Origin of the sequence: uncultured Nostoc sp., assembly GCF_964245575.1 — a bacterium.
Taxonomy (GTDB): domain Bacteria; phylum Cyanobacteriota; class Cyanobacteriia; order Cyanobacteriales; family Nostocaceae; genus Nostoc.
Map to the genome: position 1 here is coordinate 8,075 of NZ_CAXTNP010000047.1, position 13,162 is coordinate 21,236.

At 41.0% G+C, this 13,162-nt stretch carries 14 protein-coding genes, 1 tRNA gene and 1 pseudogene; 9 read left to right on the plus strand and 7 right to left on the minus strand.

Annotated features, from left to right (window positions below; translation table 11 throughout):
* The first annotated feature begins 145 nt into the window (after positions 1-145).
* The 3 genes from ACFFAP_RS10245 (at position 146) to ACFFAP_RS10255 (ending at position 1,134) form a co-directional block, all read left to right on the plus strand.
* The gene (locus ACFFAP_RS10245; RefSeq protein ID WP_375511114.1) at positions 146-370 is read left to right on the plus strand and encodes a hypothetical protein; all 225 of its coding nucleotides are present in this window, start codon (positions 146-148) and stop codon (positions 368-370) included.
* Between the two features lie 38 nt (positions 371-408).
* Positions 409-681 carry a hypothetical protein gene (locus ACFFAP_RS10250; protein ID WP_375511115.1) on the plus strand — a complete coding sequence of 91 codons (273 nt, stop codon included), beginning with the start codon at positions 409-411 and terminating at the stop codon, positions 679-681.
* Between the two features lie 141 nt (positions 682-822).
* A complete protein-coding gene (locus ACFFAP_RS10255; RefSeq protein WP_375511116.1) occupies positions 823-1,134 on the plus strand; it encodes a clan AA aspartic protease in 312 nt (103 codons plus the stop codon).
* 53 nt (positions 1,135-1,187) lie between these two features.
* Here ACFFAP_RS10255 and ACFFAP_RS10260 read toward each other — a convergent pair.
* Positions 1,188-1,261, minus strand: a tRNA-Arg gene (locus ACFFAP_RS10260).
* A gap of 33 nt (positions 1,262-1,294) precedes the next feature.
* Complete coding sequence (locus tag ACFFAP_RS10265) at positions 1,295-2,416, minus strand: tocopherol cyclase family protein (protein WP_375511117.1); 1,122 nt, start codon at positions 2,414-2,416, stop codon at positions 1,295-1,297.
* Positions 2,417-2,445: 29 nt separating this feature from the next.
* On the opposite strand from ACFFAP_RS10265, the gene ACFFAP_RS10270 reads away from it, so the two are divergent.
* From ACFFAP_RS10270 to ACFFAP_RS10280, 3 genes are all read left to right on the plus strand, one after another.
* On the plus strand, positions 2,446-3,057 hold the full coding sequence (locus tag ACFFAP_RS10270; RefSeq protein WP_375511118.1) for a DnaJ domain-containing protein: 612 nt from the start codon (positions 2,446-2,448) through the stop codon (positions 3,055-3,057).
* A 110-nt stretch (positions 3,058-3,167) separates the two neighbouring features.
* Positions 3,168-4,640: a DnaJ domain-containing protein gene (locus tag ACFFAP_RS10275; RefSeq protein ID WP_375511119.1), complete on the plus strand. Its 1,473-nt coding sequence runs from the start codon at positions 3,168-3,170 to the stop codon at positions 4,638-4,640.
* A gap of 295 nt (positions 4,641-4,935) precedes the next feature.
* On the plus strand, positions 4,936-5,706 hold the full coding sequence (locus ACFFAP_RS10280) for a hypothetical protein (RefSeq protein WP_375511120.1): 771 nt from the start codon (positions 4,936-4,938) through the stop codon (positions 5,704-5,706).
* A gap of 585 nt (positions 5,707-6,291) precedes the next feature.
* Here ACFFAP_RS10280 and ACFFAP_RS10285 read toward each other — a convergent pair.
* The 4 genes from ACFFAP_RS10285 to ACFFAP_RS10300 form a co-directional block, all read right to left on the minus strand.
* Positions 6,292-7,125, minus strand: coding sequence for a metallophosphoesterase (locus ACFFAP_RS10285; RefSeq protein WP_375511121.1), 834 nt, complete (start codon positions 7,123-7,125; stop codon positions 6,292-6,294).
* Between the two features lie 220 nt (positions 7,126-7,345).
* The gene (locus ACFFAP_RS10290) at positions 7,346-8,176 is read right to left on the minus strand and encodes a metallophosphoesterase (RefSeq protein WP_375511122.1); all 831 of its coding nucleotides are present in this window, start codon (positions 8,174-8,176) and stop codon (positions 7,346-7,348) included.
* Between the two features lie 439 nt (positions 8,177-8,615).
* Positions 8,616-9,071: a pentapeptide repeat-containing protein gene (locus ACFFAP_RS10295; protein WP_375511123.1), complete on the minus strand. Its 456-nt coding sequence runs from the start codon at positions 9,069-9,071 to the stop codon at positions 8,616-8,618.
* A gap of 273 nt (positions 9,072-9,344) precedes the next feature.
* The gene (locus tag ACFFAP_RS10300; RefSeq protein WP_375511124.1) at positions 9,345-10,226 is read right to left on the minus strand and encodes an alpha/beta fold hydrolase; all 882 of its coding nucleotides are present in this window, start codon (positions 10,224-10,226) and stop codon (positions 9,345-9,347) included.
* Positions 10,227-10,434: 208 nt separating this feature from the next.
* Here ACFFAP_RS10300 and ACFFAP_RS10305 point away from each other — a divergent pair.
* The 3 genes and pseudogenes from ACFFAP_RS10305 to ACFFAP_RS10315 all read left to right on the plus strand — a co-directional run bounded on the left by ACFFAP_RS10305 (position 10,435) and on the right by ACFFAP_RS10315 (position 12,882).
* Positions 10,435-11,253, plus strand: a pseudogene (locus ACFFAP_RS10305) (DUF1206 domain-containing protein).
* Positions 11,254-11,286: 33 nt separating this feature from the next.
* The gene (locus tag ACFFAP_RS10310) at positions 11,287-12,441 is read left to right on the plus strand and encodes a glycoside hydrolase family 10 protein (RefSeq protein ID WP_375511125.1); all 1,155 of its coding nucleotides are present in this window, start codon (positions 11,287-11,289) and stop codon (positions 12,439-12,441) included.
* A gap of 12 nt (positions 12,442-12,453) precedes the next feature.
* Positions 12,454-12,882, plus strand: coding sequence for a DUF2358 domain-containing protein (locus tag ACFFAP_RS10315; RefSeq protein WP_375511126.1), 429 nt, complete (start codon positions 12,454-12,456; stop codon positions 12,880-12,882).
* Positions 12,883-12,942: 60 nt separating this feature from the next.
* Here ACFFAP_RS10315 and ACFFAP_RS10320 read toward each other — a convergent pair.
* Positions 12,943-13,162, minus strand: a 220-nt coding sequence (locus ACFFAP_RS10320) for a hypothetical protein (RefSeq protein WP_375511127.1), incomplete at its 5' end; no start/stop codon positions are given.

Below are 13,162 nucleotides of genomic sequence, written 5' to 3' on the forward strand. Positions count from 1 at the left end.
CTTGTCTGCTCTTTTTTTACTTTCTATAAACTTCCAATAAAATTAAGTTTTATTTAGTTAATGTGTAGCTCGATTTGAGTATTTTCGCTATTTATTTATAATCTGAAAAAAACTCAATAGCTTAAGTAATATTACGGAATTAACTATGAAATTGTTTAAAATTTTTATAATCGCACGTATGTTAATATCAACACGATTTATTGCTTGCCACTGGTTTAATGCGCGATCGCTCTTAGAATTGGAGGAGCGATCGCTTTCTAAATCCCCATACACAAAGACAAATAAACGCTCTAGAACCTTAGCCTCTTTGCGATGGAGTTTACCTATATTCCCAAATAGAGGCTGCTTTGGGCTTTCGATTTTGTTCTAAGATGGAATCAGAAATCGGATACAGAAAAGGTTGCTTCTATGCCTTATCCCAACCTCAGCCGCGAAGAAATTGCTCAACGTGGCGAAAAACTTTACCAGCAGAGTATCCGTACCCAAGTCGAAACAGCAGAAAATATCGGCAAAATCATTGCAATCAATATCACTACAGGTGATTACGAAATAGATGACGATTTAATTGTGGCTTGTCATCGGCTGCAAGCCAAACAGCCAAACGCAATCATTTGGACTGAGCGAATTGGCTATGATGCTGTTTATGCGGTCGGTGGTACATTGGTTAGGACAGCACAGTGATACATGGAACAGTTGTTAGGCTTCAGGCAGGTCATAATGAGCATTTAAGTTGCATAAAACCAGGGCTGGAGCCGCTTACTACAAGCGAATCAGTCTGGAAAAATGAATGACGATTAGCTTATAAGTATCACTATTTGTCGTTTGGGGCGTGCAAAAGTAGAAATTGAATGTGTTGTCGATACAGGATTTGAAGGGTTTTTAACCTTGCCATCTCCGGTAGTCACAGAGGTGGATTTGCCTTACGTTGCGCCAATCAAAGCGAATCTTGCGGACAATTCTCGTATCATAACCAATGTTCATCAAGCCACTATCTTATGGAATGCCACAGAACGCGTGATCCCAGTTTTAGCGATGGGTCGTCGTCCCCTAATTGGCACAGCACTCCTGGAAGATTATCATCTCAGCATCGATTTTTGTGAGGGAGGGACAGTGCTGGTAGATAATATCATCTAAAAAAAATCCCTATGACCTGCTATTAGTCAAGGTCTTAGGGATTTCTTTGCTTACGGGACTGGTGCGACTTGAACGCACGACCTGACGCTTAGGAGGCGTCCGCTCTATCCAACTGAGCTACAACCCCAATTATGAAGCATATATAATTATAGCAGTACTTTTACCGAGACTGCCAACAATCATCCCAAGAGCTGCCGCCTACTTCTAAACCACATAGAAAACTTTCTGCTTTCAAGATTATTTTAGATTTTCTCCCATTTACTTCTCGTAACTCTAAATTTAATTTTCCTTGCATGGTGTCTCGACAACAATATCTTAAACCATCCTCTGTGGGCGCACGCAGAGGTGTACCAGCTAAATCTGTGGTTCCTGTCAATTCAATTTCATAATTAGAGTTGGTAGCTTTCATCTGCCATCTACCCCAAGGCTGAATTTCCCAGTCTACTTGGGAATTCCAGGGAACGAATTCATAAAACTTGCCTTGATAGTGCAACCCAATCATTGCTACAGATTCCATCCACCACAGCACACCCCGCCGTCCACCGCCAGCAGTTAATGCTAAGTCAGGTTCGCCTTCAAAACAATTACAATTTAGCCAAAACCATTTTTGAGGAAAAGCACCACCCCAATTTTTCTCGCCGTAGGCTGGGGCGTTGGTGAATTCGTAGATTTTGCCATTCCAGTCAATCTTCCCACTGGCTAAACCGTGAGCCATCAAAATTTGCCATCCAGGTTCAAAAATCTGCAAGAATGACAGCCAGCCTGCGGTTGATTGCTGAATGCTATTTTGATTACCCCAACCGTATACTGGTTGAATTTCATACTGCCAACGGCAATAATTATTGGTGGCGCGTTCGCCCTTGGCGTTGGCTTTGCCATCGCGAATTATTCCCTGATTCAAGGTGGCTGTAGCTTGATATCCCTCTTGAACATGATGCTCAAACTCTGCTGGTAGCAGGTATAGAGGAGAAATTTGCAAATCTGTTTTACCCCAATGACCTAAACCCAGGACATCTCGACTACCCCAAAATTTATTCACATCAGGAAAAGTACGGCATAAATACTCATCATCCGGGCCGAGGATTTGGGCTGCACCGCCACTGTGGGGTTTACCGCCGATGGGGTCTTCGATGGAGTACATAAAGGCGAATGTTTGCCCAATTTCCGGTAGAGTGACGCGGTAATACCAGCCTTCAAAGAAGCGGCGACTACTACCATCCCAGTGATAACCAGAATGGGGCGTTTGAGTTGATTGGAGGAGATTTAGGGGAATAGTTAACATATATCTATATAGTTGCCGATTTTTTCAGTATGCGCGATGACCTCGATATCAATCATGCTTATGAAATTCTTGGGTTGGAACCGGGTGCATCACAAGCACAAGTAAAGCGAGCTTACCGTCAACTGGTGAAAATTTGGCATCCTGATCGCTTTCTTGAGGAAAAGCAAAAACAGGAAGCTGAGGAAAAAATCAAATCAATCAACGCAGCTTACAACAAGCTCAAATCTGAAAGTCCATCTGAGCCTCCCACTCCTGAAAATCCATCTTCATCTTCGCCTACAAATCCTACAAAAATATCCGTCAATCGTTGGGATGCAGAAACTTTCTATAGTTTAGGGGTAGAGAATGCTACACAAGGAAGCTATGAGGATGCGCTCGCAGATTTTACCCATGCAATTCGTCTCAATCCTCACTATGTTGACGCATATAAATATCGTGGGCTAGTTTGCTCTCAACTAGGATACGAATATAGAGCCGCTTCAGATTTAAATAAAGCTGCACAAATAGAAGAAGAGTTAAGAAATCCGGGTGCTGCACGTACATCGCGATCGCCTAGATATGTATCCAAACCTAGACCTCTGGTAGAAAGATTTTGTCAGGGGATTAAAAAGATATTGCGGCTAAATCGGCGTTGGAGATAAAAAGCGAATATAGTTTAAGCGGCTTCAAACGGTGACACCATATCTTGAGTTAGATAATACTTATATTAGAGAATACTAAGTATAGTAAGATTTGCTGCTGATTTTCTAGTATGAGCGATCGCTTCGATATAAATCATGTTTACGATATTCTTGGGTTGAAAGCAGGTGCATCTGTTGATGAGGTCAAGCAAGCTTACCGCCAGATGGCTAAGACTTGGCATCCAGATTGTTTTCTGGAACCGCAGCAAAAGCTACAAGCAGAAGAAAAAATCAAAGAAATTAATCAAGCTTATGCAAAGTTAAAGTCTTATCAGCCAAATGAGACAAATCAATCTGCTGCTTCCACTTCTACCAAAATTGATTTCACTCCATCTAATGCTGAAAGTTTCTACAAACTGGGCATGGAGAAAGCTCAAAAAGGAAAATATACTGAAGCAATTGAAGACTTTACCCAAGCAATTCGTCTCAACCCTAATTACTTTGAAGCTTACAAATACCGAGGGCTTGCTTGCTCAAAACTAGGATATGAAAATAGAGCCAAGTCAGATTTGAAAAATGCCAGAGAACTGGAACTGAAACAGAAAAAAGCAGCACCCAAACCTACATCACCACCGCCACCACCCAAACCTACATCGCCACCGCCAAAGCCACCAACGCCGCCACCATCACCTGAATCACAGTCTCAACCTCAACCTTCACCGTGGAAATGTGTACACACCCTGAGTCATCTGAACTGGGTTTTTACAACTGCAATCAGTCCAGATGGGCAAACTCTGGCTAGTGGAAGTAGTGATAATACTATCAAGATTTGGCATCTCGACACAGGTAAATTACTACATACTCTCACTAGTCATACAAAGTGGGTAAGATGCCTTGCCTTTAGTCCAGATAGCCAAACTCTGGTTAGTGGCAGTGATGATAGCAGCATAATGATTTGGCATGTGTCTACAGGTAAATTACTCAAGACCCTCAAAGTACATTCAACCCCAGTTTTTTCTGTAATCATTAGTCCAGATGGTCAAACCATCCTGAGTGGCGGTACAGATACTACCATCAAGGTTTCCCATATAGAGATGGGGCAATTACTGCAAGTCCTCAAAGGTCATTCTGGCTTGGTTTACTCCCTTGCTATTTGCCCAAAACAACAGATTTTTGTAAGTGGCGGTGCGGATAATACCATTAAGCTGTGGAATTTGAAGAATAACAAACTGCTGCAAACTCTCAACGGGCATTCAGGTTGGGTGATGTGTGTTGCTATCAGCCTTGATGGGCAAATTTTAGCTAGTGGCAGTTATGACCAAACTATCAAGCTATGGGACAGTAGTACAGGTAAGCTAATTAACACACTTGCCGGACATCGCAGCTATGTTTGTGCGATCGCTTTTAGTCCCGATGGTCAGCATATTGTTAGTGGTAGTGCAGATCATACTGTGAAGCTGTGGGATGTTAGCACTGGACAAAATCTTTACACTTTGGATAACCATTCGGATTGGGTTAACTCTGTCGCTTTCAGTCCCGATGGCAAAACCCTAGCTAGTGGTAGTCGAGATATGACAATCAAAATTTGGCGCTGCGATGTCTAATGACAAATTAAAAATTTAGATAATTTCAGTAAATTACTAGATTTTTTATCACTGCATCACCTGACAGTTTAATAACATCTATCTTTGGAGGTACTCTTTCTTTTGATTGAGTATTAACTCCCTAGAGATAGAGCCACTTGCTAATCACAGAGGTTATCCTGAGAATTACCAACAGTTGAGTAGCAAATAAAACTCAATATTTATCAGCAACATATATTTTCAGTTCATTAAAACCTCTTGTTCTTACAAAGCTTTAGTTTGTCAATATCGTATCTGAGGAGTTAAATCAACAGCTATGTCTATTCCCAATGAACACGAAAGGAAAAACAGTGAAGTTAAGCAAGAATCTTACACTGATGTTAATGGTAATACTCACACTGACTTGACGCGAACCACTGAAACAGTCAAGAACAGTGCAGCTAATCCCAACTCTTACACTAACGGTTACATACAAGGTCGAAATACTGAACGTAGCAATCAGCAAGCTGATTTAGCCGAGCGTGACAATAACAATGCTAGTGGTGGTTTGCTGTTGGGTATTATTGTTACTTCCCTGCTTGGTTTAGTTATAGGTGGGGTCTGGTACTTCAACCAGCAGAATAACGCAGCCGTTAACAATACTGTACCGGTTGTAGTTCCTGTACCGAGTAAGAGTAGTCCAACTCCTAGTGCTTCTCCTCAAACAAAAACGACGATAATCGAAAGAACTAGGGAAGTACCTGTTCCTGTTGCTGTTCCTGTTCCACAACAGCAGGTTACACCTCCATCTGCACCTCGCCAACCGGATATTAACATTACTATTCCACCCCAGCAGCCTGCGGCAGAAAAAGCACCTTCTGCAATCCAGCCAACCCCTAAAGCTACACAAAGTCCGGCGACGAGTCCAACTAGTAATACTCCGACTTCGCAGAACAAGGGCGATACTCCTACTAGTACTGTCGCTCCAAGTACGAAAAGTGACACCTCTAACATCACTCCACCAAAAGGAGTAGACCAGTCAAAGAGTACATCTAATAGCGGTTCTTCTACCGCAGGTGATACTACTACAGGCGGTTCTGACCAATAACAGCTTCTAAACTTTTAGCCCACTTGATAATGCTGGCATTCACGCCAACATCTAACAAGTGGGACAAATTTTAAGCAATATTTCAGAATTGTTGCGAGAAATTAATGGTATTCAAGTTTAGTAAATGTGTCTTGTAGCTGAACAAACAGAATGCTAGATTAAGAGCAAGGTACAAACAGGTTAAAAGTTAAACAAAAACTTTCAAGTTAGAGCCTGTGCCTCCTGCTCTAATATTATTGCGATCGCTATGCTTGGTTGTGGCATCCATTGAATGTGTTCTCGCTTTAAGTTCAATGAGTTGTTTTGGAGGTTTTAAAACGCACAGCCAGAAAATGCCTGCCTAGTTAGAATGTAAGGATGTGCAATTCTGAGTAGAGTGATCGCCAATGCTGTCCACCTTAGTTTGAGTTAGTTACTTCTGAATTCTCCAATCTTCAAGAAACCGCCCCAAGATGCTGATATTTATCCACTGTAGCTTCAGGCGGTTTCTGCTTTGAGTGTTATGCATTTAAATTGCACACTGACCAGTAAGGGCTGTCCTTTGTCATTTATTTAGACCAATGACCAATGACCAATGACCAATGGCTAATGACTAACTAACGTAATTACAGTCACTTCTGGCGGACAAAATAAACGTCCTGGTTTATAAGTTCCTAAACCGCGATTGACATATAGTTGATTTTCTTCTACCTTGTGAAACCCTTGCGCCCACTCCCAATATCGCACGACTTTAGAACAGTCTCCCAAGAAAAATGTTACCCAACGCCGTAATTTTTTGGGAATTTGTTTGAGTAGCTTTTTATAATAAAATACTACAGGGCCAATGCCTGGAATTACGATGTGACCACCGTGGGTATGACCAGATAGTTGCAAATCTACCCGCCATTGTTGCAATATCTTGGCTGTATCTGGGTTATGAGATAAAACGATACGAGGTGTAACCGAGTCTAGTTGATTCATGACTGGTGCGGGGTAAAATTCCCGTGACCAATAATCAGCTAATCCTACCAATGGTAATTGTTTTCCTAGTGGATAAGCAATTTCATTCCAAAGCACATGCACCCCAATGCTAGTTAACGCCTGTGTAACTTCTGCTTTTGAGTGGCTGTAATAGATATCGTGATTACCAAGTACGGCATAGATACCACAGCGACTTTGCAGATGTTTGAGTCGAAGCGCCAATTGGTGAATTGGCGTCGGATCGTCAGTTACGTAGTCACCAGTTAATAGAATTAAATCTGGTTCAGCTTCGTTAGTAAGTGCGATCGCTTTTTCTAACATATCTTCCGACAACCGCAAACCATCGTAGTGAAAATCTGACAACTGCACTAGCGTTGTACCTTGTAAAGATGCTGGAAGTTCCGCAATCTTAACCGTGATTTTATCTACTCTTAAATGTCCCGTAAACAACCAATGCATAAGGCAACCGATACTCCTCATACCAGCGTTTACAGCTTACCAAAAATCAAAATGTAACTTGAGAAACTGCAATAATTTATGTCACATACTCCAGATCAAATTAACTAATTGATTTAAATTCTGAGACTAAACTAAGCAGCACTTGCTTAAATCACAGCAGGTACTCATTAGCCAGAATACCTGCTGTGATTCCGTTCTTAAATTTTGAAATTTGGATTACTTACTCACCCTGTAGGGTGATTATAGTAACTTCTGGGCGGCAAAATAAGCGTCCTGGGAGGTAAGTTCCCAAACCACGATTGACATATAGCTGATTTTTTCCCACCCGATGGAAACCCTGTGCCCATTCCCAATGGCTGACTACAGAAACATTTTCTGACAAAAATGGAAATCGATGCTGCACTTTTTTGGGTATTTTTTCTGTAAGCTTTTCGTAAATAAGCATCGCAGGGCCAATTCCAGGAATCACGATTTGACCACCGTGAGTATGACCAGATAATTGTAAGTCAATTCGCCATGCTTGCAGTATCTGTGCAGTATCTGGGTTGTGGGATAAAACGATGCGGGGTGTGTCGGGATTTAGTTGATTCATAACTGGTACAGGATTAAATTCCCGTGACCAATAATCAGCTAGCCCAACAAGGGGTAATTCTTTTCCTAGTGGATAGGCAATTTCATTCCAAAGGACGTGGATTCCAATGCTAGTAAGGGCATCTGTAACTTCTGTTTTTGCGTGTTTATAATGTATATCGTGATTGCCAAGAATAGCATAGATACCACTGCGACTTTGCAGATGTTTGAGTCGAAGTATCAGTTGGTGAATCGGCGTCGGATCGTCAGTTACGTAGTCACCAGTTAATAAAATTAAATCTGGTTTAGCTTGGTTAGTAACTGCGATCGCTTTTTCTAACATATTTTCCGACAGCCGCAAACCATCGTAGTGAAAATCTGACAACTGCACCAGCTTCTGACCTTGTAACGATGCAGGCAACCCTGTAATGTTAACCGTCAATTTCTCTATACTCAACGGCCCAGATAACAACCAATGCATAAGACGTTCACTAAAGCTCAATCATAGCGCTAACAGCTTAACGAAACATCCTCGATTTGTGTGTAGGGATCAGTGCAACTTCTTGAAAATTTCATGAAAACTAATAAAAAGCCTGAAAGCTAGACATAGCAAAACTTTTCAGCCTAAATTGCCCTTTCTTGCATAGATATTCGATTCAGCCCCAATAAGAAACCCTCTCTACTTTGGTCGTAGTAAAGTCATTACAACGCAGAGGGGTTTCATTTTTTATTTTTGTATAGTAGACATCTGGTGAAATTAAATATGCCTTATCTAGAACCCTTATAGAGACGTAGCATTGCTACGTCTCTACATTCTTTTTCAGAGATGTCTAATGTACAGGCAGATTTTAAAGATAATGCTGGCAAAAAACCAGTTTCTCTGATGCTGTGTTTATTTGAATCTGCCTACTCAGTTCAGCCTATTTCCAATCGGGAATCTCGGCATCTTCCCCACCAATCCCGATTCCAGTGTTAAATATTTCGGCATCAGTGAGGTTGAGATCATTCATTGATGCTTTATACACATTAGAATCGTGAATCGTAGCGCGAGTAAAATTTACCCCGTTGAGATTGGTTTGCTTCAAATTCACATTGCTTACATAAGCTGATGTTAGGTTAGCACCTGCCAAGTTTGCACCAGTTAAGTCAGCACCTTCGAGATTAGCCCCTACAAGGTTTGCTCCTTGGAGCTTCGAGCCTCTCAAGTCAGCACCAATTAAATGAGCGCCACTGAGGTTAGCTCCCGCTAGATTACACCCGTTACATTCCCCAGTTGAAAGCAGCTTTTGTAAGTCCTGCGGATTCTCGGCTCTAACCAAGCTAGTGAAAAATAGGGGAGTTGCTAAGGCCATGGCCGCTAATAGCTGGAGTTTCATAATTTTCCCCCTTAAATAATCAAGTTGCGTCCGTTCTATCCCTCACAATTCTATTATCTCATTAAACTTCCTGAGGTCAATCCATCTCTTGACAACTTAGTTGTGATATGAAACAGAGATAACGGTAATCTAACAAATGCCGTTAATTCTGATTTTTGGCGATTTTTACTTGAGAATCCCTAAAAAACTGCCAATGTTAAATCACTGTTAAATCTTTTGAAAAGCTTGCACTACTCGCCATAATTTGGCTATTTTGATAAGTATTTATACTTCTTAGTAAATACTGTTAGTTTTAGTCCTCAGAAATTCTCGCATATACTGATTGACCAATTCAGGTTCTTCTTGCTGCACCCAATGGCCACAATTGGGTATGTACTTGATTTGAAAGTCTCTGACATAGGCTGCGGTGTCGTAGGTTAGTTCCTTGCCAAGTGCAGTGTCATTTTCTCCCCAAATCATTAATGTTGGCACTTGCAGAACGCCCCAACTTGGATTTAGCATTCTCTGTTGAAAAATATTGCGGTAGTAGTTCAACATTGCTGTAAGGGCACCGCGTTTTGCAGCAGCATTTTTATAAGCGTCAATATCCGCTTTGGTGAAAGCACTTTTATTAACTGCTGTACCTGTAAAAGCTGTTTCAATTGCTTGGTAGTCGGAAGATTGTAAAAGTAATTCTGGTATCCACGGTAGTTGAAAGAGGAATATGTAGTTGCTACGTAGCAACTGTTGGGGAGTGCGTAACCCTTGGGCAAATCTTGCAGGATGAGGCAGGTTAAGAATAATTAATTGTTCTAACATTTCGGGGTGAGTATATGCAAAATTCCAAGCGATCGCACCTCCCCAATCATGTCCAACTAATACACATTTTTGATATCCTAATCCTTTAATTACTCCCTCAACATCTTTGATAAACTCATTCATTACATAAGCTGATTGCTCATTTGGTTTATCACTATCGTTGTAGCCACGCAAGTCAAGGGCGACAACTTTAAAATCTTGGGCAAATTCTGGTATTTGATGCCGCCAAGAGTACCAAAACTCAGGAAACCCATGCAACATCAACATTAAAGGGCCTTCACCTTGGGTAACGTAGTGTAGTTTTACCCCATTGGTAGTTATATATTCGTGTTTCCAAGAACTTTCTATTAGAGACATAATTAATCAACATTCAGCATTAAAAAACACTAAATAACAATACTGTACTGAACAACTGTATTATTATTTTGAGCAGCCTCACATCTATTGAAAGACAGTATTACGATAGTGATTTTTTGCAAAAATATTAGACAATTTGCCCTGGGGTAGATGTGAATTGTGGGTAAATTTTGGTAAAAGGTAGATATAATAATTATTTCCAACTACCATGACACGACAGTTGACAAACCATGCTTCATTGTGGGTTGAGCGACTGGGACGATTTGGCTATGTTTCCAAGGGAGTAGTTTACGGTATAGTTGGAGTACTGGCAGCACAGTCGGCTTTTGGTAGGGGTGGTAAAACAACTGACACCCAAGGCGCTCTGTAAACAATCGTCAACCAGCCATTTGGTAAATTTTTGCTGGCTTTAGTTGCAATTGGCTTGATTGGATACGTAATCTGGCGTTTTGTACAGGCAATTAAAGACCCAGAAAATAAAGGTAATGATGCCAAAGGTTTGGCAGTGCGAATTGGTTATGCAGTTAATGGCTTGATTTATGCAAGTTTAGCCTTAAGTGCTGTACAACTCATTATGGGTACAGGCAGAGGTAAAAATAGTAGTGATTATACTGAAGATTCGACAGCACGTTTGCTTTCTCAACCCTTTGGTGAATGGTTAGTTGGAACTGTGGGGGCGTTTGTAATTGCTCTAGGTTTCTATCAGTTTTATCAAGCTTTTAGTGGCAAATTTTGTAAAGAACTCAATTTAACTGAGTTAAGCAACACAGAAGCCCAATGGGTAATGAGGATTTCCAGATTTGGTTTAGCGGCACGGGGTATAGTATTTTGTATTATCGGTTGGTTTTTAATTGAAGCTGCAAGGCAATCGAACGCCGCTACTGCAGAAGGTTTGGATGAAGTATTACAGACGCTAGCGCAACAGCCTAACGGAGCATGGCTTTTGGGTATTGTGGCACTAGGTTTGGTTGCCTATGGGATTTACACAATAATCCAGGCGCGGTATCGTCGGCTAGTCAATGTTTAGATGGTGCAGTGCCGAGAATTTCAATTTATAGAAATGGCAATAATAGAAATCCGTGGTGTGTGGCTGACTACTACTGATAGTAAGGTTCTCAGGTCAAAGCAACGCATTGCTGAGGCGATGGATTTGCTTGCTGAGACGGGATTTAATGTGGTGTTTCCCGTTGTTTGGAATAAGGCAGTAACTTTATATCCTAGTCAAACAATGCAGAAGACATTTGGAGTCGAAATTGACCCTATGTCTTTAGGCCGTAACCCTTTAGAAGAAGTTGTGATTGAGGCGCGGCGAGTTGGGTTGAAAGTCATCCCTTGGTTTGAATACGGCTTTGCCAGTTCCTACAATTTGAATGGTGGTGTACTTTTACAGAAAAAACCGCAATGGGCTGCGCGTGATTGTAATGGTAACTTACTGAAGAAAAACGGCTTTGAATGGTTGAATGCACTCGAACCACAGGTGCAGGAATTCTTCTTGAACTTGGTACTGGAAGTTGTAAAGAATTATGATGTGGATGGTGTTCAAGGTGACGATCGCTTCCCAGCATTCCCCTCTGAAGGTGGCTATGACGAGGTAACTGTATCACGTTATCATCAGCAATTTGCTCACAATCCGCCACAGAACCCCAAGGATAGGCAATGGTTACAGTGGCGTGCAGATATTCTCACTGAATTTTTAGCGCGTCTGTACCGGGAGGTGAAAGCAGTTAATCCTAATTTATTAGTAGCGATCGCACCTAACATTTATGATTGGGCATTCCAGGAATATCTGCAAGACTCACCCACTTGGCTGAAGCGGGGAATAGTTGATATGATTCAGCCGCAGATTTATCGCCGTGACTTTAGGAGTTATCAGGCGATCACTGATAAACTGGTAAACCAGCAGTTCACAGATGCGACGTTGCCGAAGTTAGCGCCGGGAATATTAATGAAGCTTGGCAGTTATTGTATTAGTCCAGAATATCTAGTGCAGGCAATTGAATACAATCGCCAACTTGGTATTCAAGGAGAAGTATTCTTTTTTTACGAAGGTTTGCGCGAAAATAATAATACCCTTGCTAAAGTTTTGCGAAATGGGCCTTATGCTAAGTCTGCATCATTTCCCACTCTGTCATATTTGAGTGCGGGTCGTGTGAGTAACAAGAGGACATCTTCTATTTGGCTAGAAGTGGAAAGGTTGTTAAAAAAGATTTTTTAAGGGAAAAGGCTCATGGAATTTAAATTGCCAGTGGAACGGGTAATTAAGACTCTAAAACAGGATTTACCAACACTTTTTCAAAAAGATATCTCCTATGACATATATACAGAGGATATCTATTTTAAAGACCCGGTGAATACATTCAAATACAAATTTAACTATCGCATTATATTTTGGACTTTGCGATTTCACGCTCGGCTATTTTTTACCCAAATTTACTTTGATGTGCATGAGGTTTATCAGTCAGATGAAGAGACGATTTTAGCTAAGTGGACAGTGCGGGGAGTGTTGCGCGTTCCCTGGAAAGCTGGTTTACTTTTTAATGGCTATTCAACATATAAACTCAACCAAGATAATTTGATATACGAGCATATCGACACATGGGATCGTAAACCAGGGGAAATTTTAAAGCAGTTTTGGCAAAGAGAAAAAGAGAGGTAAAGTGCAGCATTATAACAAGTTACTGCACTAAATTATAAGATACGATCAACCAATTGCAGATCAAAAATGTGATTTACGGTAGTCTAAATTATATAACTTTGAATACGGAGTGATATTTTTTATTGCTTCTAAACCTGGTAAGTTTATTTTTGAAATCTCAATTAGACTACGCATTTGTACTGAAAATTTTGTAAGCTCATTTTTACCAGGTATTAGCTCTGCAAATAGTGAGTTAATTTTGGGAAGCTCGGTTATACTTCGCATTAGCTCTGTAAATGGT